22 protein-coding genes are annotated in these 25871 nt (G+C 64.1%); 13 read left to right on the forward strand and 9 right to left on the reverse strand.

The genetic code is table 11. The features are described from left to right. Window positions 1-102: 102 nt before the first annotated feature. The 7 genes from epd (at window position 103) to ACPZMI_RS03960 (ending at window position 9383) form a co-directional block, all read left to right on the forward strand. A complete protein-coding gene (epd, locus tag ACPZMI_RS03930; protein WP_186708275.1) occupies window positions 103-1161 on the forward strand; it encodes an erythrose-4-phosphate dehydrogenase in 1059 nt (352 codons plus the stop codon). A 12-nt stretch (window positions 1162-1173) separates the two neighbouring features. After that, window positions 1174-2337, forward strand: coding sequence for a phosphoglycerate kinase (locus ACPZMI_RS03935; RefSeq protein WP_063546513.1), 1164 nt, complete (start codon window positions 1174-1176; stop codon window positions 2335-2337). A gap of 32 nt (window positions 2338-2369) precedes the next feature. Further along, window positions 2370-2588: a hypothetical protein gene (locus ACPZMI_RS03940; RefSeq protein WP_186665841.1), complete on the forward strand. Its 219-nt coding sequence runs from the start codon at window positions 2370-2372 to the stop codon at window positions 2586-2588. An 81-nt stretch (window positions 2589-2669) separates the two neighbouring features. Further along, window positions 2670-2999 (forward strand): MliC family protein, encoded by a 330-nt coding sequence (locus tag ACPZMI_RS03945; protein ID WP_186665843.1) that lies wholly within the window; start codon window positions 2670-2672, stop codon window positions 2997-2999. Between the two features lie 100 nt (window positions 3000-3099). Continuing rightward, window positions 3100-4164: a class II fructose-bisphosphate aldolase gene (gene fba, locus ACPZMI_RS03950; RefSeq protein WP_009399343.1), complete on the forward strand. Its 1065-nt coding sequence runs from the start codon at window positions 3100-3102 to the stop codon at window positions 4162-4164. Between the two features lie 204 nt (window positions 4165-4368). Continuing rightward, complete coding sequence (locus ACPZMI_RS03955; RefSeq protein WP_426351718.1) at window positions 4369-6510, forward strand: putative bifunctional diguanylate cyclase/phosphodiesterase; 2142 nt, start codon at window positions 4369-4371, stop codon at window positions 6508-6510. 77 nt (window positions 6511-6587) lie between these two features. Beyond that, window positions 6588-9383: an RHS repeat-associated core domain-containing protein gene (locus ACPZMI_RS03960; protein WP_426351719.1), complete on the forward strand. Its 2796-nt coding sequence runs from the start codon at window positions 6588-6590 to the stop codon at window positions 9381-9383. A 32-nt stretch (window positions 9384-9415) separates the two neighbouring features. Here the strand turns inward: ACPZMI_RS03960 and ACPZMI_RS03965 are convergent, their stop codons facing one another. The 8 genes from ACPZMI_RS03965 to ACPZMI_RS04000 form a co-directional block, all read right to left on the reverse strand. Continuing rightward, a complete protein-coding gene (locus ACPZMI_RS03965) occupies window positions 9416-10348 on the reverse strand; it encodes a carbohydrate kinase family protein (protein ID WP_426351720.1) in 933 nt (310 codons plus the stop codon). A 41-nt stretch (window positions 10349-10389) separates the two neighbouring features. Next, complete coding sequence (gene xylB / locus ACPZMI_RS03970) at window positions 10390-11880, reverse strand: xylulokinase (RefSeq protein WP_426351726.1); 1491 nt, start codon at window positions 11878-11880, stop codon at window positions 10390-10392. A gap of 17 nt (window positions 11881-11897) precedes the next feature. Beyond that, a complete protein-coding gene (locus ACPZMI_RS03975; protein ID WP_426351721.1) occupies window positions 11898-13373 on the reverse strand; it encodes a mannitol dehydrogenase family protein in 1476 nt (491 codons plus the stop codon). Window positions 13374-13394: 21 nt separating this feature from the next. After that, complete coding sequence (locus ACPZMI_RS03980; protein ID WP_186665850.1) at window positions 13395-14507, reverse strand: ABC transporter ATP-binding protein; 1113 nt, start codon at window positions 14505-14507, stop codon at window positions 13395-13397. Window positions 14508-14664: 157 nt separating this feature from the next. Continuing rightward, window positions 14665-15498, reverse strand: coding sequence for a carbohydrate ABC transporter permease (locus ACPZMI_RS03985; RefSeq protein ID WP_063546497.1), 834 nt, complete (start codon window positions 15496-15498; stop codon window positions 14665-14667). 10 nt (window positions 15499-15508) lie between these two features. After that, the gene (locus ACPZMI_RS03990; protein WP_426351722.1) at window positions 15509-16432 is read right to left on the reverse strand and encodes a carbohydrate ABC transporter permease; all 924 of its coding nucleotides are present in this window, start codon (window positions 16430-16432) and stop codon (window positions 15509-15511) included. A gap of 81 nt (window positions 16433-16513) precedes the next feature. Then, entirely contained in the window at window positions 16514-17824 is a 1311-nt protein-coding gene (locus ACPZMI_RS03995) for an ABC transporter substrate-binding protein (RefSeq protein WP_186665853.1), read from the reverse strand. Between the two features lie 176 nt (window positions 17825-18000). Further along, window positions 18001-18903 carry an AraC family transcriptional regulator gene (locus tag ACPZMI_RS04000; protein WP_186666114.1) on the reverse strand — a complete coding sequence of 301 codons (903 nt, stop codon included), beginning with the start codon at window positions 18901-18903 and terminating at the stop codon, window positions 18001-18003. A 131-nt stretch (window positions 18904-19034) separates the two neighbouring features. On the opposite strand from ACPZMI_RS04000, the gene ACPZMI_RS04005 reads away from it, so the two are divergent. The 6 genes from ACPZMI_RS04005 to ACPZMI_RS04030 all read left to right on the forward strand — a co-directional run bounded on the left by ACPZMI_RS04005 (window position 19035) and on the right by ACPZMI_RS04030 (window position 23373). Next, entirely contained in the window at window positions 19035-19535 is a 501-nt protein-coding gene (locus ACPZMI_RS04005; RefSeq protein ID WP_054895460.1) for a M48 metallopeptidase family protein, read from the forward strand. A gap of 13 nt (window positions 19536-19548) precedes the next feature. After that, window positions 19549-19845 carry a winged helix-turn-helix domain-containing protein gene (locus tag ACPZMI_RS04010; protein WP_186665854.1) on the forward strand — a complete coding sequence of 99 codons (297 nt, stop codon included), beginning with the start codon at window positions 19549-19551 and terminating at the stop codon, window positions 19843-19845. Continuing rightward, window positions 19842-20483, forward strand: a complete 642-nt coding sequence (locus ACPZMI_RS04015) for a helix-turn-helix transcriptional regulator (protein WP_238343402.1) — start codon at window positions 19842-19844, stop codon at window positions 20481-20483. The genes ACPZMI_RS04010 and ACPZMI_RS04015 overlap by 4 nt, the downstream gene beginning before the upstream one ends. Before the next feature lie 108 nt (window positions 20484-20591). After that, window positions 20592-21557: a threonine/serine dehydratase gene (locus tag ACPZMI_RS04020; protein ID WP_426351723.1), complete on the forward strand. Its 966-nt coding sequence runs from the start codon at window positions 20592-20594 to the stop codon at window positions 21555-21557. Continuing rightward, window positions 21554-22534, forward strand: coding sequence for an ornithine cyclodeaminase family protein (locus ACPZMI_RS04025; protein WP_426351724.1), 981 nt, complete (start codon window positions 21554-21556; stop codon window positions 22532-22534). The genes ACPZMI_RS04020 and ACPZMI_RS04025 overlap by 4 nt, the downstream gene beginning before the upstream one ends. Before the next feature lie 101 nt (window positions 22535-22635). Next, window positions 22636-23373, forward strand: coding sequence for a substrate-binding periplasmic protein (locus tag ACPZMI_RS04030; RefSeq protein ID WP_426351725.1), 738 nt, complete (start codon window positions 22636-22638; stop codon window positions 23371-23373). A 118-nt stretch (window positions 23374-23491) separates the two neighbouring features. Here the strand turns inward: ACPZMI_RS04030 and yccS are convergent, their stop codons facing one another. Beyond that, window positions 23492-25675, reverse strand: coding sequence for a YccS family putative transporter (yccS, locus tag ACPZMI_RS04035; RefSeq protein ID WP_186665857.1), 2184 nt, complete (start codon window positions 25673-25675; stop codon window positions 23492-23494). Window positions 25676-25871: the final 196 nt, after the last annotated feature.

Here is a 25871-nt window from a genome sequence, read left to right on the forward strand (position 1 = left end):
CGATCGCGGGACAAGCCCGCTCCTACAGCGCATGTGTAGTGCTCTGTAGGAGCGGGCTTGTCCCGCGATGGCCGTTCAACGCACTAGCCACGTGAGTCCCGAATGCCCCAGCGTCCCTACAAAGTTGCACTCAACGGTTACGGCCGCATTGGCCGCTGTGTCCTGCGCGCACTGTTCGAGCGAGGGGCGAAGGCAGGTTTCGAGATCGTTGCGTTGAACGACCTGGCCGACCAGGCCAGCCTGGAGTACCTGACGCGCTTCGACTCCACCCACGGGCGTTTCCCCGGCGAGGTGAAGGTCGACGGCGACTGTCTGCATATCAATGGCGACTGCGTGAAAGTCATGCGCAGCGCCACCCCTGAAGGCATCGACTGGGCCGCCCTGGGCATCGACCTGGTGCTGGAGTGCTCCGGTGCCTACAACACCCGCGCCGATGGCCAGCGTTTTCTCGACGCCGGCGCGCCGCGCGTGCTGTTCTCGCAGCCGATGGCCAGCGAGGCGGACATCGATGCCACGGTGGTCTACGGTATCAACCAGGACCGCCTGACCGGTGACGAGCTGCTGGTCTCGAACGCGTCCTGCACCACCAACTGCGGCGTGCCGCTGTTGCGCGTGCTGGACCAGGCGTTCGGTATCGAGTACGTGCAGATCACCACCATCCACTCGGCGATGAACGACCAGCCGGTGATCGACGCCTACCACCACGAAGACCTGCGCCGTACCCGTTCGGCGTTCCAGTCGGTGATCCCGGTGTCCACTGGTCTGGCGCGCGGCATCGAGCGCCTGTTGCCGGAACTTGCCGGGCGAATCCAGGCCAAAGCGGTACGTGTGCCGACCGTCAACGTCTCGTGCCTGGACATCACCCTGCAGACTGCCCGTGACACTACGGCTGCCGAGGTCAACCGGGTGCTGCGCGAGGCGGCGCTGGACGGCCCGCTCAAAGGCCTGCTGGCCTACACCGAACTGCCGCACGCCAGCTGTGATTTCAACCATGACCCGCACTCGGCCATCGTCGATGCCAGCCAGACCCGCGTCTCAGGCCCCCGCCTGGTGAACCTGCTGGCCTGGTTCGACAACGAATGGGGGTTCGCCAACCGTATGCTCGACGTTGCCGAACATTATCTGCACGTCGTCCACCAAACCCGCAGCAAACAGCCCTGAAGGACTGCATTCATGACCGTGTTGAAGATGACCGACCTCGACCTGCAAGGTAAGCGCGTACTGATCCGCGAAGACCTCAACGTGCCTGTGAAGGACGGTGTGGTAACGAGCGATGCGCGTATCCTGGCAGCGCTGCCGACCATCAAGCTGGCCCTGGAGAAGGGCGCCGCGCTGATGGTCTGCTCGCACCTGGGCCGTCCGACCGAGGGCGAGTTCTCCCAGGAAAACAGCCTCAAGCCGGTCGCCGACTACCTGAGCAAGGCCCTGGGCCGCGCAGTACCGTTGGTCGCCGACTATCTCGACGGCGTCGAGGTCAAGGCCGGTGAGGTGGTGCTGTTCGAAAACGTACGTTTCAACAAGGGCGAGAAGAAGAACGCCGACGAGCTGGCGCAGAAGTACGCCGCCCTGTGCGACGTGTTCGTCATGGACGCCTTCGGCACCGCCCACCGCGCCGAGGGTTCCACCCACGGTGTGGCCAAGTTCGCCAAGGTCGCTGCCGCTGGCCCGCTGCTGGCGGCCGAGCTGGACGCCCTGGGCAAGGCCCTGAAGGCGCCGGCCAAACCCATGGCAGCCATCGTTGCCGGCTCCAAGGTCTCGACCAAGCTCGACGTGCTCAACAGCCTGTCGACCGTCTGCGACCAGCTGATCGTCGGTGGTGGTATCGCCAACACTTTCCTCGCCGCTGCCGGGCACCCGGTCGGCAAGTCGCTGTACGAGCCAGACCTGGTCGAGACCGCCAAGGCCATCGCCGCCAAGGTCAGCGTACCGCTGCCGGTCGATGTGGTCGTTGCCAAGGAATTCGCCGAGAGCGCCGAAGCCACCGTCAAGGCCATTGCTGACGTGGCCGCCGACGACATGATCCTGGATATCGGCCCGCAGACCGCCGCCAACTTCGCCGAGCTGCTGAAGTCGTCGAAGACCATCCTGTGGAACGGCCCGGTCGGTGTATTCGAGTTCGACCAGTTCGGCAACGGCACTAAAGTGCTGGCCAAGGCCATCGCCGAAAGCGCCGCGTTCTCCATCGCCGGTGGCGGCGACACCCTGGCGGCCATCGACAAGTATGGCGTCGGCGCTGATATCTCCTACATTTCTACCGGTGGCGGTGCGTTCCTCGAGTTCGTCGAGGGCAAGGTCCTGCCTGCCGTGGCAATCCTGGAAGAACGGGCCAAGGCCTGATAGTGACGGCGCCTGGCAAAGGGAGCGACCTGATGGTCAAGCAATTGCCTGTGATGATCGTGGCCTTGTTTTTGGGGGCCTGCTCCAGCGGCGGCGCCCCCGACAGCGAACCGGCACGTGAGCCCAAGGGCGGCTGTTACCAGTCGCAGTGGCAGGCGGAGACGGTGCCGGTGATCAACAAGCGCCTGGGGCCGGACGGGCTGGAGAAGTACGACGAAGAACACCAGCGCAAGGCGCCCGGCTGCCCTTGATCGGACAGCGGGCAACCGATGGGCTGTTTTGTGGTCTTGAACAGAAGGTCTGTGGTGCGGCCTTCGAAGCGAGGATACTCAATGAAAGCGCTGCTGGCCGTACTGGCCCTGGCGACCCTGGCAGGCTGCTCCCTGCTACAACCGTCGCGACCTGCCGCGACGGACAACTGGACCCGCTGGGTCTGCGACAGCCAGGCCGAAGTGCTGTGGCGCTTCGCCGATGCTTCGCAGCAGTCGGTCGATGTCCGCCTCGGCGGCGCTGACCAGGTCTACCGGCTCAAGGCCGAGCCCGGCGCCTCGGGCGCGCTGTACAGCGATGGCGTGCTCGCCTTCCACACCAAGGGTAATGAAGGCCTGGTGTACTGGGAAGCGACCAACGATCTGATTGGGCGGGGCTGCAAGGCGCCGTGATTGGCCGGACCGCGACGGTGGTCCACAACTACTTGAACAGCAACCGCCCCTGCGGCAGGCTTGCACGAAACAACGACGCTTGTCGGGAGAGAGATACACAATGGCACTCATTAGCATGCGCCAGATGCTGGACCACGCCGCCGAGTTCGGCTACGGCGTTCCAGCTTTCAACGTCAACAACCTCGAGCAGATGCGCGCCATCATGGAAGCCGCCGACAAGACCGACTCTCCGGTCATCGTCCAGGCCTCCGCCGGTGCCCGCAAGTACGCCGGTGCTCCCTTCCTGCGTCACCTGATCCTGGCGGCGATCGAAGAATTCCCGCACATCCCGGTGTGCATGCACCAGGACCACGGCACCAGCCCTGACGTGTGCCAGCGCTCGATCCAGCTGGGCTTCAGCTCGGTCATGATGGACGGCTCGCTGCGTGAAGACGGCAAGACCCCGTCCGACTACGAATACAACGTGCGCGTCACCCAGCAGACCGTGGCATTCGCCCACGCCTGCGGTGTGTCGGTGGAAGGCGAGCTGGGCTGCCTGGGCAGCCTGGAAACCGGCCAGGCCGGTGAAGAAGACGGCGTCGGCGCCGAAGGCATCCTGGACCACAGCCAGATGCTGACCGACCCGGAAGAGGCTGCTGACTTCGTCAAGAAGACCCAGGTCGATGCCCTGGCCATCGCCATCGGCACCAGCCACGGCGCCTACAAGTTCACCAAGCCGCCGACCGGCGACATCCTGGCGATCGACCGCATCAAGGCGATCCACCAGCGTATCCCCAACACTCACCTGGTGATGCACGGTTCCTCGTCGGTTCCGCAGGACTGGCTGGCGATCATCAATGAGTTCGGCGGCGACATCAAAGAAACCTACGGCGTGCCGGTCGAAGAGATCGTCGAAGGCATCAAGCACGGCGTGCGCAAGGTCAACATCGACACCGACCTGCGTCTGGCCTCCACTGGCGCGATCCGTCGCTTCCTGGAGCAGAACAAGTCCGAGTTCGACCCGCGCAAGTACTTCGCCAAGACTGTCGAAGCCATGCGTGACATCTGCATCGCGCGTTACGAAGCTTTCGGTACCGCTGGCAACGCGTCGAAGATCAAGCCGGTTTCGCTGGATGAGATGTACCTGCGTTACGCCAAGGGCGAGCTGGCCGCAAAGGTCAACTGATCCGCTGATGGCACTGAAGAAACCCGCAGAAATGCGGGTTTTTTTTCGCCTGTGAAATGATCGCAAAGCGCAGTGACCATTAGTCGGCTATTTTCAGTTTATCCATTGATAGCGAACTGATTGCATTGCGTCCTGCAAAGTCGCGTCTAGAGTAGAGAATCGGATCCAATTACAAGACGAAGTCGGTCGGACAAGAGAAGCGGCATGGATGGAGCTCAACCCGCGGCACCGCAAGGCAGCTCAGTGCTGCTGGTGGTCGATGACTACCCGGAAAACCTGATCAGCATGCGGGCTTTGCTAGCCCGGCAGGATTGGCAAGTACTCACCGCAGGCTCAGGGATGGAAGCACTGAGCACCTTGCTGGAACACGAAGTGGACCTGGTCCTGCTCGATGTACAGATGCCCGAGATGGATGGCTTTGAGGTCGCCCGCTTGATGCGCGGCAGCCAACGCACGCGCCTTACCCCGATCATCTTCCTTACCGCCAACGAGCAGTCCGAAGCTGCCGTGCTCAAGGGCTATGCCAGTGGCGCGGTGGACTACCTGTTCAAGCCCTTCGATCCGCAGATCCTCAAGCCCAAGGTGCAGGCCCTGCTCGAACAGCAGCGCAACCGCCGCATGCTGCAGCGGTTGAGTCGTGAGCTGGAGTCGGCCCGCGCATTCAATGCCTCGATTCTTGAGAACGCCGCCGAGGGTATCCTGGTGGTCGACGAGGCGGGTGATATCAGCTTTGCCAACCCTGCTATCTCGCGTCTGCTGCAGATGTCGGTGGACAAACTGCAGGGCGCCCATCTCCTGGACCTGATCCAACTGCCCAGCGCTGCGTCGTGGCGCGACTCGGACTTCTACCAGGCCTATCTGGGGCGGCAGATCTTCCGCGTGCACGATGCCCAGTTGCGTCCGCCCGAGGGGCCGCTGGTTCCGGTAGCGCTGTCGTGTGCGCCGCTGCCCGCTGAACAGAAGGCCATGGTGGTGACCGTACTGGACATGTCGGTGGTGCGCAGCCTGCACCAGCAACTGGAACACCAGGCGGTGACCGACCCGCTGACTGGCTTGCTCAACCGCCGCGGTTTCTACCAGACGGCAGAAGGTGCGTTGCTGCGCAACGAACGGCCCGGCAAGGTCCAGGCCTTGATGTACATGGATCTGGATGGTTTCAAGCGAATCAACGATTCCTTGGGTCACGAAGCGGGCGACCGGGTCCTGCGCTGGGTCGCCGAGCAACTCAAGGACTGCCTGGGCAGCCAGGCGATGCTTGGGCGTATGGGCGGTGATGAGTTCACCGCGTTGTTCGACGGCTTGCCCTATGCGGAGCAGACCGGCCGGTACGCCGAGGCCCTGATCGAGCGCATGTCCAGTTGCCCGCAGGTTGACGGCCAGGATGTCAGTCTTGGGGTCAGTATCGGCATCGCCACCTACCCTGATTGCGGTGCCACCGTCGAAGGCCTGCTGCGCGCTGGCGATGCGGCGATGTATGCCGCCAAGCGCGCCGGGCGCCAGCAGTATCGCTTCTATGACCAGGAGCTCAACGGCCGCGCGCGTTCGCGGCTGATGCTCGAGGATAGTGTGCGCACTGCCATCGAGCAAAAGGACTTCACCTTGGTCTACCAGCCGCAGGTGGGATTTGCCGACGGACGTCTGCGTGGCTTCGAGGCGCTGCTGCGCTGGCGGCACCCCAGTGTTGGCGATGTGCCGCCGGGGCTGTTCATTCCGCTGCTGGAAGAAGCGCGCCTCATCCATCGGCTGGCGAGCTGGATCTACAGCAAGGGCGCGGCCCAGCGTCACGAATGGCGCCAGGTATTCGCCGACGATGTGGTGCTGGGCATCAGCCTGAGCCGCGCGCAGTTCACCCAGCCGAACCTGGTCGATGAACTGCGGCGGGCGATCCAGGAGCACGGCCTGGAGCCTGCACAACTGGAAGTGGAGGTGGCGGAAACCTCATTGATGTATGACATCGACGCGGCTGCCAAGCAGGTCAAGCGTTTGCGCGAGCTGGGCGTACGCGTGGCGCTGGACGACTTCGGCGCCGGAGATTGCTCGCTGCGCATGCTGCGCGACCTGCCGATCGACACCCTGAAGCTCGACCGCCACTTGGTGGCACGCCTGCCCGATTCGAAGGTCGATGCGGCGCTGGCGCGCAGCGTCATCGCGCTGTGCGCCGCCTATGGCATCACGGTGATCGCCGAGGGCGTGGAAACCGACGTTCAGGCGCAGTGGCTGCGCGACAGCGGCTGCGCCTACGTGCAGGGTTTCCTGGTTGCACGGCCGATGACGGCGAGGGATGCGCGTGGTTTTCCGACGGTGTATCCGTGGGTGCCGACCCGATCAACCACTCCCCAGACCTGATAGAACTGCCAGTTGCCCGTTCGGCTCATGATGAGCGACTGTCGTCTCTCCAGTCATGACCCGCAGGTGTACAGGTTGTGAGCAGCGCACTGTTCCAGCAGACGCCCTCGATCAAGGTCCTCGACAACCGCGGCCAAACGGTGCGCGAGATCGAGTATCAGCGTGCTTCGCTGCTGGATGCCGCCGATACGCGTATCACGCGGCAGGTGTTCAGTCCGGCCGGCCGACTGGCGCAGATCACCGACCCACGGTTGCATGGCGCAGGCCTTGCCAACTTCATTCATCGGCATGATCTGACAGCTCAGGTGATACGCACGCAAAGCGTCGATGCGGGCGTGAGCCTCGATCTGAAAGACGCAGCCAGACGTGACCTGTTCTCGGTGAGCCGTATTGGCAGGACGCTGGATGGACAGGGCAATTTCGCTGAAGCCGTGACCCGTACCTTGCGCTATGAGCCGGTCGATTTGCCTGGGCGTCTGCTGGCGGTGAGCGAGCAGGTTGCCGGTGATACCCCTCGTACCCGTGAGCGGGTGTTGTATGGCGGCAATGAGCCGCAGGAGAAAGCCCTTAATCTGGCGGGCACCCGGATCGTTCACTACGACCCGGCCGGGTGCGTTTCTACCCTCGCCAACGCCCTCGGCGGCGCAGCCCTCTGTGTGCAGCGCAAGCTGCTGAAGGGTGGCGACGACGATGCGGTGCAAGTTAACTGGCAAGGTGAGGCTGCTGAGGCCTGGGACGCACTGCTGGATGATCAGCGCTACACGACCCGTAGCCACGTAGACGCCACCGGCAAGGGGCTCACGGCGCTGGATTGCGCAGGCCATCAGCAGCGAAGCGCCTACGATGTGGCAGGCGTCCTGGCGGCCAGCTGGTTAACGCTCGAAGGTACGCCAGAGCGTGAGATCGTCAGGTCGGCGAGTTACTCGGCGGGAGGGCGCAAGCAGCACGAGGTGCATGGCAACGGCATCGTCACTGTGTACACCTACGAACCGACGACCCTGCGCCTGGCGACCGTGCGGACCACTCGCCAGACCAGCGAAGGCCAGCGATTGCAGGACCTGCACTATCGCTATGACCCGGTCGGTAACGTCGTTGGGCTGGCCAACGACGCCGAGCCGACGCGCTTCTGGCGCAACCAGAAGATCAGCGCGCAAAGCGAGTACCGCTACGACAGCCTGTACCAACTGGTCTTCGCCAGCGGCCGTGAGATGGCCAATGCCGGGCAGCAGGGCAATCACCTGCCAGGCGTGCTGGTGCCGCTGCCGGTGGATGATTCGGCCTATACCCTCTACACCCGGAGTTATACCTACGACAGCGCGGGCAATCTCACGCATGTCCGTCATAGTGCGCCGGCCACGAACAACAACTACGTCACTGCAATCACCGTCAGCCAGCGCAGTAATCGCGGCGTGTCGAGCGTTTTGGCCAGCGACCCGGCCAAGGTCGAGGTGCTGTTCAGCGCAGGTGGCGAGCAGCGTGTGCTGCTGCCGGGGCAGCCGCTTGAGTGGACTGCACGCGGTGAGTTACGCAGGGTTGCAGGCGGTACTCAGGAAAGCTATCGCTACGATGCTGGCAGGCAGCGTGTGCTCAAGGTGAGTCATCAGCAGCAAGGTGGATCACTGAAGGTGCAACGCACGCTGTATCTGCCGGGGCTTGAGCTGCGTATCACGACGGTCGACGGCGCCGTGCGGGAAAGTCTGCACATGGTGGTGATGGGCGAGGCAGGGCGCGCCCAGGTGCGGGCGTTGCGCTGGGAGGCCGGTAAACCGGAGGGGATCGATAACGACCAGGTACGTTTTGGCTATGACAACCTGATCGGCAGTGTCGGACTGGAGCTCAATGGCGAGGGCAGTGTCATCAGCCTCGAAGAATATTACCCCTATGGGGGAACGGCGATTCTGGCGGGGCGTCATCGCATAGAGGTGGAGTACAAGACGGTTCGCTATTCGGGGCGGGAGCGGGATGTTACAGGGCTTTATTACTACGGGTACCGCTATTACCAGCCGTGGGTGGGGCGATGGTTAAATCCCGATCCTGCGGGTACTGTTGACGGTATCAATATTTTTCGAATGACCAGAAACAACCCGATAATGTTCCGTGATGTTGCTGGGTTGATGACCAACGAGGGGGGGATTGAGTTTGGCGGGGGGGTGAGCTCAAATAAGTTTGAGTTGAACTTCGGATTAAGATCGTATCGTGATCAATACTTAAAAAATACGATAGGTATAAACTGGGAGTTTGGTCCTTATGGATTTTCTATCGATCAATACAATTTGGCAGTCGCAACAACTATAAAGGATTTGGCGTTGGCGAAGGACTCTGGTGATCATGGCCATAAATTTACGGGCCGTGAGCTCAGTAAAAAGATAAGACCAGAGCATTCAATGCTCGACGCTGCCGCTTCCCGGTATCCCGGTTACTCGTTGTGGCCCGAGTACATTGCCGTTCTCAAGAAACACCCGCGATTCGATATTTTGAATGTGTACACGGAGGTTCGGCTAGGTTGGGGCAAAGAGGATTTTCATACCTGGCTGGATGCGCACAGCGGCCCACAGCTATTGTGGAAGAGAGGGAGCAAGGCTGGTATCGAGTTGGTGGCGAGCCACGACAGCGCTACGTTGCATTTCATTTTGGATGGTATTGATCTTGATGCCGTTATAGACAAGACACGCGGCGCCGGGCGGTCTGTCACCTCCAGTGAGCTGCGCTATGTCAAAAGGAACTGGCCGCGGCTTGAAACCAAGACGTTGTTCTCGTTGGGTGGCCGACCGGTACCCGCACCTTGGATATCCAACAAGGATGCATGGCGTAGGTACACCCCGAAGTCGATCGCACATCAACCAGCATCTGCGTCAAGTCGAAAATCTCGGTAGTCATGGTTCCGGCAGTAGCGTTTTGGTACTGGCTACAACTCATCCGCAAACGGCAAATCCGGCCCAACTCGCGAGCAGGTGATCGCCGCCGCACGAATGGCAAAGCCCAGCATGCCATCGATCGTTTCCCGCTCCAGTGTCGCCAGCCCTGCAGGGCTGTCGGCACCCATGCGGGCGAGGTAGGTCAGCACCGAAGCCTGGAAGGTATCGCCAGCGCCCACGGTGTCTTTCACTGCCAGCGAGGCATCTGCCGGTCGTGTCCACGAGCCGTGCGCGCAATGCACGCTGGCGCCGTCTGCACCGTGGGTGACGAACACCAGTCGGCAGCGGTCGTTCAGCCAGCCACGGGCCACCTCGGCCGGCGCACGGTCCGGATAGAGCAGCGCGAGGTCTTCCTCGCTGGCCTTGATCAGGTGGGCGTGGGCCGCGAAGGCTTGCACCTGGCGTCGCCACAACGCCACGTCGGGCTGCGGGTTGAGGCGTACGTTGGGGTCGAGGCTGATCAGCCGGTGTGCGCTTTCGCGCTGCACCAGTGCCAGCAAGGTGTCTGCCACGGGTGTGACCACCAGGGTGTAGGAGCCCACGTGCAGCCCACGGACCTGGTCACCGAGCAGCGGCAGGTGTTCGAGGCGCACCTGCCGGTCGGCGCAACCTTCGCCACGGAACTGGTACTGCGCCGAGCCGCTCGCATCCAGCCCGACCATGGCCAGGGTGGTCGGTGCATCGCTGGTCACCAGGTAACTGCAATCGACCTTTTCCTCTTCCAGCACCCGACGCAGGCGTGCGCCGAGGTAGTCGCTGGACAGCCCGCCGAACAGCGCCGAATCCACGCCCAGCCGGCGCAGGCCGACCGCGACGTTGAACGGCGAGCCGCCGGCAATCGCCTTGAAGCCCAACTCGTTGCTGCGTGGGCTGTTATCCAGGCTGAACACATCGAACAGGGCTTCGCCACAGACCAGGTACATGAAATTCTCCGAAACGAAGTAAGCGGGCAGGATACCTGCGATCAGTGTGCAGGCAGATGCGAAAGGTAACGTTGATAGGCGGTTTCGTAGGCCGCCCGTTGCGCGGGCCGGGGTGTGGTGCGCGTGCTTTCGTCGAGTTCGACGCAGCGCTGGCACAGAGCCTCCAGGCTGTCACCTTCGCCGAGCTTGCGGCCCAGGCTCCAGGCAGCCTGGATCGCAGCACCCAGGGCGGCGGCTTCGGTCTGGCGCGGGCACACCACCGGCAGGCCGAGCAGGTCGGCGAGTGTCTGGCGCCACAGCGGGCTTTTCGCCGCGCCGCCGACCAGGCGGATCTCCTGGCCCTGCAGGCCGCTGGCGCGCAGCAGGTCGAGCCCGTAGCGCAGGCTGAAACAGGTGCCTTCGAGCACCGCCCGGCAGAGGTTGGCACGGGTCAGGTTGCTGCTGGTCATACCGTGCAGGCTGGCACTGGCCTCGGGCAGTGCGGGCACGCGCTCGCCATTGAAGAACGGCAGCAGCAACAAACCGTCGGCACCGACAGGGGCGAGTGCGGCGAGGTCGCTGAACGCAGCCAGGTCCAGTTGCAGCAGGTCTTGCACCAGGGCGCAGGCGCTGGTCAGGTTCATGGTGCAGATCAGCGGCAGCCAGCCGCCGGATGAGCCGCAGAAAGTCGCGACTTCACCGTGGGGGCTGACGTGTGGCTGGTCGAGGTGTGCGGCCAGGGTGCCGGAGGTGCCCAGGCTGAGGGTGATCATGCCGGGGCGAATGTTGCCGGTGCCGATGGCGCCGAGCATGTTGTCGCCCCCACCGCTTGCCACCCATGCGCCGGTGTCCAGGCCCAGCGCCCGGGCTGCCGAGGGCTGCAGGGTGGCGATGCAGTCGCCGGACTCGACCAGCTCGGGCAGTGCCGCCAGCAGGCGCTTGCCGGGCTCGATCAGCGCCAGCACATCGGCGGCCCAGGTGCGTTTGCGCACATCGTAGTAGCCGGTGCCCGAGGCGTCGCCCGGTTCGCTGCAGGCACGGCCGGTGAGCCAGTGGTTGAGGTAATCGTGGGGCAGCAGCAGGTGTGCGGCGCGGGCAAACAGGTCTGGATGATGGCGCTGGCTCCACAGCAGCTTGGACAGCGTATAGCCCGGCGCGACCACCAGCCCCAGGCGCTCCAGCGAGCCTGCGGCGCCGCCGAGGGCGGCCAGCAGTTCGTCATTTTCCGTAGTGGTTTCGGTGTCGCACCAGAGCTTGGCCGGGCGCAGCACCTGGCCTTGGTCATCGAGCATCACCAGGCCGTGCTGCTGGCCAGAGACGGCCAGTGCGCGGATGGCATGGCCCCCGACCCCGGCGTCAGCGAGGGCATTGGCCACCGCCGTGCGCAGGGCCTGCAGCCAGTCTGCCGGATCCTGTTCACGGCGGCCGTGGTCGCCCTGCGGCGCCGCATGTGCCGCGCTGCCCAGCCCCAGTACGCGACCGCTGTCTGCGTCGAGCACCAGGGCCTTGGTGCCCTGGGTGCCGCAGTCGATGCCGAGGAACAGTCCTTCCATCATTGCTGCGCTCCGTCTCAGTCGCCCAGTACCCGGCGCAGGGTTTCACCCACGCCGACTTCACGCAAGCTGTCGTACAGGCGCTCGAAGGCGTCGACGAAGGCCCGTGAGTTGGGGATCGCCGTGCCGAAGATCGCTTCATCGCCGAGCACCCGGGCCGCCAGGCCTTCGCGCTGGACGACACGGGCCTGGCACTGTGCTGCGCGCGGATCGGGAATGCTGTAGACATTGCCCTTTTCATCCTTGCCGCCCAGGTACAGCGCCCAGGCTGCGACTACCAGCGCCACGCGCTCCAGCGGCTTGCCATCGGCAATCAGGCGGTTGGCGGTGGGTACGATGAACTTGGGAAACTTCGACGAGCCGTCCGAACACACCCGCTCCAACTGGTCGGCGATGGCGCGGTTGGAGAAGCGCTCGGTGAGGCTGTCCTTGTAGTGCGTAAGGTCGATGCCTGGCACCTGCGCCAGTTGCGGCGTGACGTCCTGGTCCATGAAGTTGCGCATGTAGCGGCGCAGCAGGTCGTCGGCGAGGGTCTCGTGGACGAAGCGATAACCCTGCAGGAAGCCCAGGTAGGTCAGCGCCAGGTGGCTGCCGTTGAGCAGTTTGATCTTCATCTCTTCATAGGGCGTGACGTCGTCGGTGAACTGCACGCCGACCTTCTCCCAGGCCGGGCGACCGCTGACGAACTTGTCTTCCAGCACCCACTGCAGGAACGGCTCGCAGACCACCGGCCAGGCGTCCTCTACACCATGGCGCTCGGCCAACTGGCGGCGATGTTCGTCGCTGGTCATCGGTGTGATGCGATCGACCATGGCATTTGGGAAGCTGACGTGCCGGGCGATCCACTGGGCCAGGTCATGGTTGAGCAGGTGGGCGAAGGCCAGCAGTGCCTTGCGCGCCACGTCGCCGTTGTGTGGAAGGTTGTCGCAGGACATCACCGTGAACGCCGGGGTGCCGGCCTCGCGGCGACGGCGCAGGGCCTCGCAGAGAAAGCCGAATACGCTGTGCGGCTGGTCAGGTCTGGCCAGGTCGTGCTGGATCAGCGGCAGGTTCTCGAGGAACTCGCCCGTGCTGTCGTCGATGCAGTAGCCGCCTTCGGTGATGGTCAGCGAGACGATACGGACTGCAGGGTCGGCAAGTTTGTCGAGCAGCGCCTGGCTGTCGCTTTCGGCCAGCAGCATGCCGCTGATGGCACCGATCACGCGCACCTCGGTGTTGGGTTTTTCGCCCAGTTCGAACAGGGTGTAGAGGTGATCCTGGCTGGCCAGGGCGTCGCGCATGGTGCGGTCTTCGCTGCGCAGGCCGGCGCCGCAGATCGCCCAGTCGAGGGCTTCGCCGCGGTTCATCAGGGCGTCGGTATAGGCGGCCTGGTGGGCGCGGTGAAAGCCGCCGACGCCGATGTGCACGATGCCCTGGCGCAGCTGCGCTGGGTCATAGGTGGGGCGGGCGACCGGGGCGGGCAGCTTGTCGAGATTGCGCTGGTTGAGTTTCATCGAGAAATCCTTGAAGACGGCTCAGGCCGCCTGTTGCAGTCGTTTGTCCAGGGCCTTGCCGGTGCTGTCGAACAGATGGCAGTGCGCCGGATCGAAGCTCAGTTCCAGTTGCTCGCCGTACTCGGGCGCGAAATCGCCGCGCACCCGCACGGTGAGCATCTCGCCGGAGGCGCTGCGCACGTGGCAGTAGCTGTCGCTGCCCAGGCGCTCGCTGACATCGGCGGTGACCTGCAGCGAACCCTGTTCACCGTGACCGCTGCGGCTGATGCTCAGGTGCTCCGGGCGGATGCCCAGGGTGATCTGGCTGCCGGTGGTCAGTTCACCTGCGCACAGCGGCAGGGCGATGCGGGCGCCGCACTCGAGGGCGACCTCGCACTGGTTGCCCTGGTTGCGGCTCAGGTGTCCGCGCAAAAAGCCCATCTTCGGTGTGCCGAGGAAGCCTGCGACGAACAGGTTGGCCGGATGGTGGTACAGCTCCAGCGGCGAGCCGACCTGCTCGATACGACCGGCGTTGAGCACCACCACCTTGTCGGCCAGGGTCATCGCCTCGACCTGGTCGTGGGTCACGTAGATCATGGTCGCGGCCAGTTCCTTGTGCAGGCGCGACAGCTCCAGGCGCATCTGCACGCGCAGGGCAGCATCGAGGTTGGACAGCGGCTCGTCGAACAGGAAGATCTTCGGGTTGCGCACGATCGCCCGGCCGATTGCCACCCGCTGGCGCTGGCCGCCGGAGAGCTGGCGCGGCTTGCGCTCGAGCATCGGTTGCAGCTCGAGGATGCGCGCGGCGTTGTCGACCTTGCTGGCGACCTCGGCCTTGGCCACGCCCGCCAGGTCCAGGGCGAACGACAGGTTCTTGCGCACGGTCATGTGCGGATACAGGGCGTAGGTCTGGAACACCATGGCCAGGTTGCGCTTGGCCGGAGCGGTGTCGGTGATGTCGACGCCATCGAGGGTGATGCTGCCGCTGCTCACCTCTTCGAGGCCGGCAATCAGCCGCAGCAGGGTCGATTTGCCACAGCCGGATGGCCCGACGAACACCACGAACTCACGGTCGTGTACGTCCAGGTCGATGCCCTTGATGATGGCGTGGCCATCAAAGCCTTTTTGCAGATTGCGGATCTTCAGGTCAGCCATGTCGAGTTACCTGTGCAGTGGCCAGGAAAAATTGAGGTTTTGCAGAATCCTGTAGGAGCGGGCTCGCCCGCGAACACCGGCTTAGCCGGTGCCATGCACCGCAGTGTTTGCTTCGCGGGCAAGCCCGCTCCTACAGGGATGGCGTAGTTGGGGGTATTCATTTCACCGCTCCGAACGACAACCCGCGCACCAGCTGCTTCTGGCTGATCCAGCCGAAGATCAGGATCGGTGCGCAGGCCAGTGTCGAGACGGCCGAAAGCTTGGCCCAGAACAGGCCTTCGGGGCTTGAGTAGGAGGCCACCAGCGCGGTCAGCGGTGCGGCGGCCGAAGAGGTCAGGTTGAGCGACCAGAACGCCTCGTTCCAGCACAGGATCAGCGACAGCAGCACGGTCGAGGCCAGGCCGCCACGGGCGATCGGCAGCAGCACGCGGAGGATTTCCTGCCAGGTGCCGGCGCCGTCCAGGCGCGCCGCTTCGAGGATGTCGACGGGGATGTCCTTGAAGTAGGTGTACACCATCCACACCACGATCGGCAGGTTGATCAGGGTGTACACGATGATCAGCGACAGCCGTGAATCGAGCAGCCCGAACTGCTTGGCCAGCAGGTAGATCGGCATCAGCACGCCCACTGGCGGCAGCATCTTGGTCGACAGCATCCACAACAGCGTGCGCTTGGTGTGGCGGGTCTCGAAGAAGGCCATGGAGTAGGCTGCCGGCACGGCGATCAGCATGCACAGCAGGGTCGCGGAGAACGAGATCAGCACCGAGTTCCAGGCGTAGGCGAAGTAGTCGCTGCGCTCGTTGATGTGCAGGTAGTTCTCCAGCGTCGGGTGGAAGATGAACTGCGGCGGCGTGGCGAAGGCGTCGAGTTCGGTCTTGAAGCTGGTCAGCAGCATCCAGAAGATCGGGAAGAAGATCGCCAGGGCAATGCCCCAGCACAGCAGGCCGATCAGCGCATCGCGCAGGCGGCGGGTTTGCTTGAGTGTCAGCATGGCGGGCTCCTCAGCTGCGCTCGGTGAGGTTCTTGCCGATCATGCGCACCAGCACGATGGCGGCGATGTTGGCGATCAGCACGGCGATCAGGCCACCGGCCGACGCCATGCCGACGTCGAACTGCAGCAGCGCCTGGTTGTAGATCAGGTAGGCGAGGTTGGTGGATTCATAGCCCGGCCCGCCGCTGGTGGTGGTGAAGATCTCGGCGAACACCGACAGCAGGAAGATGGTTTCGATCATGACCACCACGGCAATCGGCCGCGCCAGGTGCGGCAGGGTGAGGTGCCAGAAGATCGCCAGCGGGCCTGCACCGTCCAGGCGTGCGGCCTCCTTCTGCTCCTGGTCCAGCGACTGCATGGCCGTCATCAGGATCAGGATGGCGAACGGCAGCCATTGCCATGACACGATCAGGATGATCGACAGCAACGGATAGTGCGCCAGCCAGTCCACCGGCTGGGCGCCGAACAGGCGCCAGACCGCCGCGAGGATCCCGGACACCGGGTGGAAGATCAGGTTCTTCCACAGCAGCGCGCTGACCGTGGGCATGATGAAGAACGGCGAGATCATCAGCACGCGCACCACGCCGCGGCCCCAGAACTCACCCGCTTCCAGCAGCGCGGCGATGAGCACGCCGAACACCACGCTGATCGCCAGCACGCTGCCGACCAGGGTCAGGGTATTCAGGGCGCCGGGCAGGAAGCCGGCATCGGTGACGAAGAAGCTGAAGTTCTCCAGGCCGACGAAGTCGTTCTCGCCGGGATACAGCAGGTTGTAACGGATCAGCGAGAAATACAGGGTCATGCCCAGGGGCACGATCATCCATAACAGCAGCAGCGCCACCGAAGGGCTGACCAGGAACCAGCCGGGGCCGACGCGGCGTTTGCCGGGGCGCGCGGTGGCGTGGGTCGGGGTGTCGAGGGCCGAGGTGTTCATGACGACTCCGTGTTCGGCAGAAAGAGGCGAGCAGCCGGCCGCCGGCACACCGAGGGCGGCGTGCTGGCGGCCAGGGGCGGTCTACTTGGGGTAGCCGGCGCGTTTCATCTCGCGTTCGGTGGACGACTGGGCGGCGGCCAGCGCCTGTTCAGGCTTCATCTGGCCGGTCAGGGCGGCGGAGAACAGCTTGCCGACCTGGGTGCCGATGGCCTGGAACTCAGGAATGGTCACCAGCTGGATACCCACGTAGGGCACGGGCTTGAGGGTCGGGTGGTTGGGATCGACCTTCTTCAGCGACTCCAGCGTGACCTTGGCGAACGGTGCGGCCTGCAGGTAGGCCTCGCTGTAGGTGGAGGCGCGGGTGCCTGGCGGCACGTTGGCCACGCCTTCCTTGTCGGCGACCAGTTGGCCATAGGCCTGGGAGGTGGCCCAGGTGCTGAAGGTCCTGGCGGCGTCCTTGGACTTGGAGCTGGTGGGGATCGCCAGCGCCCACGAGTACAGCCAGGTCGCGCCCTTGTCGGTGACCTCCTTCGGCGCGAAGGTGAAGCCCACGTCGTCGACGACCTTGCTCTGGCTCTTGTCGGTGACGAACGAGCCGGCGACGCTGGCATCGACCCACATTGCGCACTTGCCGCTGTTGAACAGCGCCAGGTTCTCGTTGAAGCCGTTGCTGGAGGCGCCGGGCGGGCCGTACTGCTTCATGGTGTCGACGTAGAAGTTCAGGGCCTTGGTCCACTCGCTGCCGGTGAACTCCGGCTGCCACTGCTCGTTGAACCAACGGGCGCCGAAGGCATTGGCCAGGGTGCCGATCAGCGCCATGTTCTCACCCCAGCCGGCCTTGCCGCGCAGGCAGATGCCGTACTGGCCGGCCTCGGGTTTGTTGAGCTTGGCGGCGAATTCGCCCAGTTGGGTCCAGGTCGGTTGCTCGGGCATCTGCAGCCCGGCCTGCTGGAACAGGTCCTTGCGGTAGTAGGTGATCGAGGCTTCGGCGTAGAAGGGCAGGGCATAGAGCGTGCCCTTGACCGACAGGCCGTCGCGCACCGAAGGGAAGATATCGTCGAGCTGGTAGTCGGCAGGCAGGTCTTTCATGGGTTCCAGCCAACCCTTGGCACCCCACAGCGCGGCTTCGTACATGCCGATGGTGAGCACGTCGAACTGTCCGCCTTGTGTCGCGATATCGGTGGTCAGGCGTTGGCGCAGGACGTTCTCTTCGAGCACCACCCACTTGAGCTTGATGTCCGGGTGCTGCTCCTCGAACACCTTGGACAGCCGCTGCATGCGGATCATGTCGTTGTTGTTGACGGTGGCAATGGTCAGGGTTTCGGCAGCCTGGGCAAACACCGGCAGGCTCAGACAGGCAATGGCCACGCAGGCCTTGATCGAGTCGTTCATCGTTGAACTCCTCTTCCGGACCGCAGGGCGGCGCGGAAGTCACTATTGTTTTTTTTGTGTCGCTGGTTGCCGATTACACTCCTGCATCGCCAGCGCAACAAAGCCTCGACTGCACGCAGGCCGATACTTTTTTGCACTGGGGTATTGGCAGTGCGATGCACTGCTCAAGCGTTTCACTAAAGGTTTTGCTCGGTCAGGCGCTGGGTGACCAGGCTGCGGTAGCCCGACGGTGTCATGCCTTTGAGCTGCTGGAAACGCCGGTTGAAGTTGGACAGGTTGCTGAAGCCGGACTCGAAGCACACCTCGGTCACCGGCAGGTCGCTGCGCGCCAGCAGTTCACAGGACTTGCTGATCCGCAGGCGATTGACGAACTCGACGAAGCCGCGCCCGGCGGCCTGCTTGAAGAAGCGCGAGAAGTAGGTGGGGGTCATGCCCAGGTGCTCGGCGACCTCGTTCTGGGTCAGGTCCTGGGCGTAGTGCTGGAAGATGTAGTCCACCGCGCGGTTGATGCGGTCGACGTTGTGTTCGTCGGCCAGCTGCGAGGAGGTGACGGTGGACAGCAACTGGTAGTCCTCGCAGGCAGCCAACTGTTCCATGAGGATAAAAAAGTATCCCAGGCGCGTCATGCCGGCACTTTGCGAGATACGTTGCATCAGTTGCTGGCTCTCGGCGATCAGGCGCGGATCGCGGAATTCGATGCCATAACTGGCGCGGGCCAGCAGTGGCGTCAGCTGGTTGAGCTCGGAGAACACCTGGCTGCCTTGCTCGAGCACTTCGTCAGTGAAATTGACCAGCATGTCGCGGGTGTCGACGACCTCGTCGGCGGCCACCTGGCTGATCCAGTTGTGTGGCAGGTTCGGCCCGGTGAGAAACAGTGTGCCCGGGGCGAAGTTGCCGATGTAGTCGCCGATGAACACCTTGCCGGAGCTGGCGACGATCAAGTGCAGCTCGTATTCCTTGTGAAAGTGCCAGCGCACCAGCGGGCTCGGGAAGCCGTGCTGGCGATAGATCAGCGAATGGCCTTCGTGGTCGTCCATCAGTTCGTAGGACGGGTCGGTGATCTTGCTGGCTTTGGGCATGGTGAGTGCTTCGAGCAGGGGGTGAATACTGCATCCTAGCCAAATTTTGCGTCCTGTAGGAGCGGGCTTGCCCGCGAAAGGGCCAGCCCTGCCAACCACAGGCCCCCGCCAATTCGGTAAACTCCCACCCCATGACCACCCTACGCTACTTGCAAGCCTATCCCCCGCACCTGCAGGAACAGGTCCGTCAGATGATCGCCAGCGATCGCCTGGGCGGCTACCTGCAGCAGCGCTACCCCGCCCGCCACGAGGTGCAGAGCGACAAGGCGCTGTACCTCTATGCCCAGGACCTGCGCCAGCAATACCTGCGCAGCGCGCCGCCGCTGGACAAGGTGCTCTACGACAACCGTCTCGACCTCACCCACCGGGCCCTGGGCCTGAACACGGCGGTGTCGCGGGTGCAGGGTGGCAACCTCAAGGCCAAGAAGGAAATCCGCATCGCCTCGCTGTTCAAGGACGCGGCGCCGCAGTTTCTGCGCATGATCGTGGTACACGAGCTGGCGCACCTGCGTGAGCGCGACCACAACAAGGCGTTCTACCAGCTGTGCCAGCACATGGAGCCGGACTACCATCAACTGGAGTTCGACTTGCGTGTCTACCTGACCTGGCGCGAATTGCCAGGCAATGCATGAGGATCCCACCAGCATGGACGTGAGCAAGACCAAGAGCAGCTTCTATCGCCGCCTCTACGTGGCCTGGCTGATCGACAGCCAGACCGCCACCAGCGTGCCCGCGCTGATGGAAGCCACGGGTATGCCGCGACGCACGGCCCAGGACACCATCGCCGCCCTGGCAGACCTGGACATCGTCTGCGAGTTCGAGCAGCAGAGCGGTGCGCGCAACCACGCCGGGCATTACCGCATCCACGACTGGGGTGCGATCGACAAGCAGTGGATCATCCAGCACCTGCGCACTATTCGCGAAGTGCTCGGCTATCCATGACCACCCTCCAGGACCCGTTCATGTCGTCCAGCCGCTTCAGCAACTACGCCGCCATGGCCGAGGGCATCGCAGCCCTGTTGTTCCCGCATGCCGAAGTGGTGGTGCACGACCTGGCCAGCCAGACGGTGGTGCATATCGCCAACAACATTTCCAAGCGCCAGCTCGGCGATGATTCCGGGCTCGACGACCTGCCCAGCCAGCTCGATGACAGCACCCGCCTGGGGCCGTATGAAAAGCTCAACTGGAACGGGCAGAAGATCCGTTCGATCAGCAGTGTGATGCGCGACGCCAGCGGCCAGCCCGAGGCGCTGATCTGCATCAACCTCAACGTCTCGATTCTCGAGCAGGCGCGCGATGCGCTGGAGGCGTTCTTCCAGGCCAGCCGCCTGTTGCCGCAACCGCAGGCGTTGTTCCGCGACGACTGGCAGGAGCGCATCAACACCTTCCTGCATGCCTGGTTGCAGGCGCGTGGATTGAGCCTGGGCGGGCTGGACCGCGAGCAGAAGCGGCAGTTGGTCGAGGCGCTGCACGGGGAGGGCGCGTTCCGTGGCAAGAGCGCCCATGACTACGTGGCCAACGTGCTGGGGATGGGGCGGGCGACGGTATACAAGTATGTGAAGGCGTTGCGCCAAGGCTGAGGCCATCGCTGGCAAGCGACAGGCTTTCAATGCGTGGAAAAATAGTCTACGGTAGAATTTAATTCTATATCGTGGCGTTTGCCCCTGCGCATCGCCCAAGGAGCCACCATGACCATCCTGGACACCCTGCCACACGCCATCCGCGAAGCCCATGAAGCCCTTCGCCCCCAGGTGGCGGTCACGCCGCTCAGCCACAGCCCGGGGCTTTCCCGCCAGAGCGGCTGCAATGTCCATCTCAAGTGCGAGCACCTGCAGCACACCGGCTCCTTCAAATTCCGAGGGGCCAGCAACAAGCTGCGCCTGCTCGACCCTGCGCAGCGTCAGGCTGGCGTGATCACCGCCTCTTCCGGCAATCACGGGCAGGGCCTGGCACTGGCCGGGCAATTGCTGGGTGTGCCGGTCACCGTGTACGTCAGCAGCAGCGCCTCGCCGCTGAAGATCCGGGCCATGCGCGGCCTGGGGGCCAAGGTGATCGAACTCGACGCTGACCCGCTGTCGGTCGAGCTTGAAGCGGCTCGCCAGGCCAATCTGCAGGGCAAGCCTTTCGTCTCCCCCTACAATGACGCGCAGATCATCGCTGGCCAGGGCACCATCGGCATGGAGCTGTTCGAGCAGGCGCCGGATCTGGACGCGGTTTTCGTCGCTGTCGGTGGTGGCGGCTTGATCTCGGGCATTGGCGCTGCATTGCGCGCGCTTGCACCCTCGGTGCAGGTCATCGGCTGCTGGCCGGCCAACGCGCCCACCCTGCAGCGCTCGCTGGAGGAGGGACGGATCATCGAGATGCAAGAGCTCGATACCCTGTCCGACGGCACGGCCGGCGGCGTCGAGCCCGGCGCCATCACCTTCCCCCTGTGCCAGCAGTTGCTGCATCGCACCGTGCTGGTCAGCGAGGCTGAGATCAGCGCAGCCATGCGCGACGTCGCAGGCCACGACCGCTGGATCATCGAAGGGGCGGCAGGGGTTGCCGTCGCAGGCATGCAGAAACTGGCCGGTGAGTTCCAGGGCAAGAAGGTCGCGGTGGTGCTGTGCGGGCGCAACATCGTGCTGGAGAAGTTCCTGGAGGCGATCCAATGAGGATCATCGACAAGGCGCAACTGGTCGAAATCCTCGACCGGGATTTGGCGGTACGCCTGATCGAAGAGGGTTTTATCGCCTTTTCCGCGGGCAAGGTCCATGTGCCACCGGTGCAGAATTTCGCCTTCCCTGAACAAAACGGCGACTGCTGCGTGAAGTCCGCCTGGCTGCAGGGCAGCGATAGCTTCACGGTGAAAGTCTCCACCGGTTTCTACGACAACCCTTCCAAGGGGCTGGAAAGCAACGATGGCTTGATGCTGGTGTTTTCGGCCAGTACCGGCCAACCGCTGGCGCTGCTCCAGGACCAAGGCTGGCTGACCTGCCTGCGCACCGCGCTGGCCGGGCAAATCGCCGCCCGCCTGTTGGCGCCGCGCAAGGTACGGGCAATCGGTGTACTGGGCAGCGGGGTGCAGGCGCGGATGCAGCTCGAACAACTGCTACCGGTCACCGACTGCCGTCGTCTGATCGCCTGGGGCCGTGATGCCGGGCGGCTTGCGGACTACCGACGGTTCGCCGAAGGGCTGGGCTTCGAGGTGCGCACCACCCATGATGCCCGCGAGCTGGCCGAGTCCGCCAACCTGATCGTCTGCACCACGCCTTCGCGCGAGCCGCTGCTGCAGCGTGAATGGATACAGCCCGGCACCCATATCACCGCCGTGGGAGCCGATGGCCCTGGCAAGCAGGAGCTCGATCCAGCGCTGGTGGCCGCCGCCGATTGCATCGTGGTGGACGCTATCGGCCAATGCAGCCGCTACGGCGAGGTGTCCCACGCGCTGGAGGCCGGGCTGATTGCAGCTACCGACCTGATCGAGATCGGCGCGTTGCTGGCTGGGCGGGCGAGTGGTCGTACGCAGGATGCCGCGATCACGTTGGCTGACCTGACCGGCGTGGCGGTGCAGGACGCGCAGATCGCGCGGTGTGCATTGATGTCCCTTGGGGCAAGCCGCCAAGGAGACCTGCTCGCACAGTTCGGCTAAAATAGAGGCTAAATGACATCATTGTCCGCTGCCGTCGACTGTCGCCTTTGTGTACTCTCGCGTAATCAGTGTGGGGCCCTCAACTGCGAAAGGAACTGAGCATGCGGCCACTGCTTTGCGTTCTGGGATTGACCGCAATGATGTTCATGGCACCTGCCACGGCCCAAACGCCGTTGCGCCTGGTCGCCGACAAGTGGCCGCCGTTTTCCGACAGCGCCATGCCGGGCGGTGGGCTGGCCACCAGTATCGTGACCACGGCACTCACCCGCGCCGGGTATGCCAGCGAGTTCGAGGAAGTGCCCTGGGCGAGGGCGCTGATGGGCGTTGGCGAAGGCCGCTACGACGTGCTGATCAACGCCTGGTACAACGAATCACGCACCCGCCTGGGTCAGTTCTCCGGCGCCTACCTGACCAACCGCATTCGCCTGCTCAAGCGCCAGCGCGAGGCATTCGGCTTCAGGCAACTGGTCGACCTGTATCCGTACAGCATCGCCGTGGTGCGCGATTACGCCTACTCACCGGCGTTCGATGGCGACAACCGGCTTAACAAGGTGGCGGTGCGCAACTTTCCGTCGGCGATCCGCATGCTCGCGGCAGGGCGCGTGGACCTGGCCGTGGAGGACGAGTACGTGGCGCGCTACAACCTGCAGCGGGAGCCGCAGGAGGTGCGCGAGGCAGTGGATTTCGTCGAGCGGCCGCTGGGGGAGAACAGCCTGCACATCCTGGTCAGCCTGAAGAACCCGGATCACCGGCAGATCGTCGAGCGCTTCGAGCAGGCGATTGCGGGGATGAAGGCCGATGGCAGCTATGCGCGGTTGTTGAAGCAGTATGGCTTGTGACCTGGGGTGTCGGTGCCGGCCTCTTCGCGGGCAAGCCCGCTCCCACCAGGTAGCGGAGTTCCTGTGGGAAGCGGCGGTTCGCCGCTGCGACTTGCCTGCGAAGAGGGCGACGCTACCCTCAAGCCGGCTCCCCTTCCTTGATCAGATGCGCTGCCAATGTACGCAACGGCCCCAGTTGCCGGCAGATCAACGCCAACTGGGTCTGTACCAGTCGCTGATGCTCATCCAGCTCCTCGGGCATCTGCTCCAGCTGGTTGGCCAGCGCTTCTTCTTCATCGCTGTGAATGGCCACCGGCAGCCGCGCCGCCAGGCCATTGGCGATCTCGTCGAGACTGCGTGCCAGGCTGCTGCCGACCCCATCGATCAACTGTTCGTGCACCTCGGCAGGCAGTGCCGTATCCCGGTGTGCGCCGAGCCCTGACAGATAGCTGAGCAGGGTGTGCGACAACACCAGGAAGCGGAAGCCCACATCGGCCTCCTTGCGGAAGTGCCCCGGCTCCATGAGCATGTTCGACAGCGTGGTCGATAACGCCGCGTCGGCATTGTGGGCGTTGCGCCGGGCCAGGCGGTAGGCGAGGTCGTCGCGCTTGCCGTTGGCGTACTGCTGCATGATCTGGCGCAGGTACAGGCTGGCGCAGCTCAGGGTATTGGCCAGCACCTTGTTCAGGCGCCGCCCCTGCCAGTCGGGCAGGAACAGGAACACCGCGAGGATCGCGATCAGGGCGCCCACCAGGGTGTCGAACAGGCGCGGCAGGAACAGCCCGTAGCCATCGCCGATCTGGTTGAAGCAGAACAGCACCATCAGCGTGATCGCCGCCGTGGCCAGGGTGTAGCGGGTGGTGCGGTTGACGAAGAACACCACGCCAGCGACCACCGCGAACAGCGACTGGACGATCGGGTTGGGGAACAGATCGAACAGCGCCCAGCCAACCGTCAGGCCGATGGCGGTGCCGAAGATCCGCTGCACCAGCTTGCGTCGCGTCGCGCCATAGTTGGGCTGGCAGACGAACAGGGTGGTGAGGATGATCCAGTAGCCTTGCGTGGGGTGGATCAGGTGCACCATGCCATAGCCGATCGACAGCGCCAGCGGCAGGCGCAGGGCGTGGCGGAACAGCAGCGAGGTGGGCGTGAGCTGGGTGCGCAGGCGTTTCCACACCTCCTTGAAGGTGCGCGGCGAGCGGTCGAGCAGGCTGCTGTCGCTGGCGTCGGCAAGGCTGTCGGGGTTGCTGGCCGCGCCAAGCAAGCGGTCCAGCGTGGCCAGGTTGACTGCCAGCGCCCGCAGCGAGCGCAGCAGGCTGCGCCAGGCCGGGTTGTTCTGAGTGCGTAGATGCTCCAGCGAGGCGTTCAGGTCTTCCAGCGCCTCGGGGTAGCCGCTGGCGAGCACGAATGGCTGGCGCAGGCGGATCGAACGGGCCAGCTCCTGGCAGGACGAGCCCTGTTTGCGCAGCAGGCGCTGGCAGCGGAACATCACATCGCTGTGGAAGAACGCCTCGCTCAGGGCGTTGTAGGGGTAGTGCGAGGCGCTGACGCGCTCGTGGATGTCCTGGGCCAGGAAGTACAGCTTCAGGTAACGACTGACCTTGGAGTTGGGCTGGCTGTTGCCGACCCGGTGCAGGATGATTTCCTTGGCGGCATTGAGCGCGGCCACCACCTTGCCGTTCTGCTTGGCCAGCTCCAGGCGCGTGGCCTCGACATCGAGGGTGCGCACCGGCTCGAACAGGCTGGCCTTGAGCTTGAGGTAGCTGCCCAGCTCGTAGAACAGCTTGGCCAGGCTCTGCTGCACCGGCTGGTTGGAGAACAGCGCCTGCCAGAGCACCGAGAGCGCCCCGTACCACGCGGCTCCAGCCACCAGCAGCAGCGGCTCGTGCCAGAAATCAGTGACCACGCCGCCGCGCTGGTCAACGCCGATCATGGTGTACACCGACAGGATCAGCGTCGCCGAGGCGATGGCGCCATAGCGTTCGCCCAGTGCTCCGAGCATGGTCAGGCCGAAGGCTGCCAGGGCCAGGGAGCCGGCGAAGATCCAAGGGTAGGGGAACAGTAGCTCGACCGACAGCGCGGCGATGGCGAAACACACCAGCGTGACGGCCAGCGCACTGAGACGGCCCTGCCAGCCGTCGTCGGTTTCGGCCAGGGCGCTGGCGATGATGCCGAGGAACAACGGGATGAGCAGGCTCATCTCGTTCTGGTACCAGCACCAGGCCATGGTGCCGGTCAGGGCGATGGTCACCCGGATGGCGTAGCTGAACTTGTCTTGGCCCCACAAGCGACGCAATGAATGGCGGAACGAGCTCGATGACATAGTGGCCTGCTGGACAGAGTTCGAATGAGGACCTTGGGACCGACGCGGCTGCGCTGCCTTTCGCGGGCAAGCCCGCTCCTACAGGGCCAGCGCAATCCTGTGGGAGCGGGCTTGCCCGCGAAAGGCAGCGCAGCCGCGTCGGTCCCAAGGTCCTCATTCGAACTCTGTCCAGCAGGCCACTATGTCATCGAGCTCG

It is taken from the genome of Pseudomonas wayambapalatensis (genome assembly GCF_049942315.1).
GTDB classification, from domain to species: domain Bacteria; phylum Pseudomonadota; class Gammaproteobacteria; order Pseudomonadales; family Pseudomonadaceae; genus Aquipseudomonas; species Aquipseudomonas wayambapalatensis.

Coding starts and splice junctions, on each gene's coding strand:
- epd (WP_186708275.1), top strand. CDS start 103: ATGCCCCAGCGTCCCTACAAAGTTGCACTCAACGGTTACGGCCGCATT.
- ACPZMI_RS03935 (WP_063546513.1), top strand. CDS start 1,174: ATGACCGTGTTGAAGATGACCGACCTCGACCTGCAAGGTAAGCGCGTA.
- ACPZMI_RS03940 (WP_186665841.1), top strand. CDS start 2,370: ATGGTCAAGCAATTGCCTGTGATGATCGTGGCCTTGTTTTTGGGGGCC.
- ACPZMI_RS03945 (WP_186665843.1), top strand. CDS start 2,670: ATGAAAGCGCTGCTGGCCGTACTGGCCCTGGCGACCCTGGCAGGCTGC.
- fba (WP_009399343.1), top strand. CDS start 3,100: ATGGCACTCATTAGCATGCGCCAGATGCTGGACCACGCCGCCGAGTTC.
- ACPZMI_RS03955 (WP_426351718.1), top strand. CDS start 4,369: ATGGATGGAGCTCAACCCGCGGCACCGCAAGGCAGCTCAGTGCTGCTG.
- ACPZMI_RS03965 (WP_426351720.1), bottom strand. CDS start 10,348: ATGTACCTGGTCTGTGGCGAAGCCCTGTTCGATGTGTTCAGCCTGGAT.
- xylB (WP_426351726.1), bottom strand. CDS start 11,880: ATGGAAGGACTGTTCCTCGGCATCGACTGCGGCACCCAGGGCACCAAG.
- ACPZMI_RS03975 (WP_426351721.1), bottom strand. CDS start 13,373: ATGAAACTCAACCAGCGCAATCTCGACAAGCTGCCCGCCCCGGTCGCC.
- ACPZMI_RS03980 (WP_186665850.1), bottom strand. CDS start 14,507: ATGGCTGACCTGAAGATCCGCAATCTGCAAAAAGGCTTTGATGGCCAC.
- ACPZMI_RS03985 (WP_063546497.1), bottom strand. CDS start 15,498: ATGCTGACACTCAAGCAAACCCGCCGCCTGCGCGATGCGCTGATCGGC.
- ACPZMI_RS03990 (WP_426351722.1), bottom strand. CDS start 16,432: ATGAACACCTCGGCCCTCGACACCCCGACCCACGCCACCGCGCGCCCC.
- ACPZMI_RS03995 (WP_186665853.1), bottom strand. CDS start 17,824: ATGAACGACTCGATCAAGGCCTGCGTGGCCATTGCCTGTCTGAGCCTG.
- ACPZMI_RS04000 (WP_186666114.1), bottom strand. CDS start 18,903: ATGCCCAAAGCCAGCAAGATCACCGACCCGTCCTACGAACTGATGGAC.
- ACPZMI_RS04005 (WP_054895460.1), top strand. CDS start 19,035: ATGACCACCCTACGCTACTTGCAAGCCTATCCCCCGCACCTGCAGGAA.
- ACPZMI_RS04010 (WP_186665854.1), top strand. CDS start 19,549: ATGGACGTGAGCAAGACCAAGAGCAGCTTCTATCGCCGCCTCTACGTG.
- ACPZMI_RS04015 (WP_238343402.1), top strand. CDS start 19,842: ATGACCACCCTCCAGGACCCGTTCATGTCGTCCAGCCGCTTCAGCAAC.
- ACPZMI_RS04020 (WP_426351723.1), top strand. CDS start 20,592: ATGACCATCCTGGACACCCTGCCACACGCCATCCGCGAAGCCCATGAA.
- ACPZMI_RS04025 (WP_426351724.1), top strand. CDS start 21,554: ATGAGGATCATCGACAAGGCGCAACTGGTCGAAATCCTCGACCGGGAT.
- ACPZMI_RS04030 (WP_426351725.1), top strand. CDS start 22,636: ATGCGGCCACTGCTTTGCGTTCTGGGATTGACCGCAATGATGTTCATG.
- yccS (WP_186665857.1), bottom strand. CDS start 25,675: ATGTCATCGAGCTCGTTCCGCCATTCATTGCGTCGCTTGTGGGGCCAA.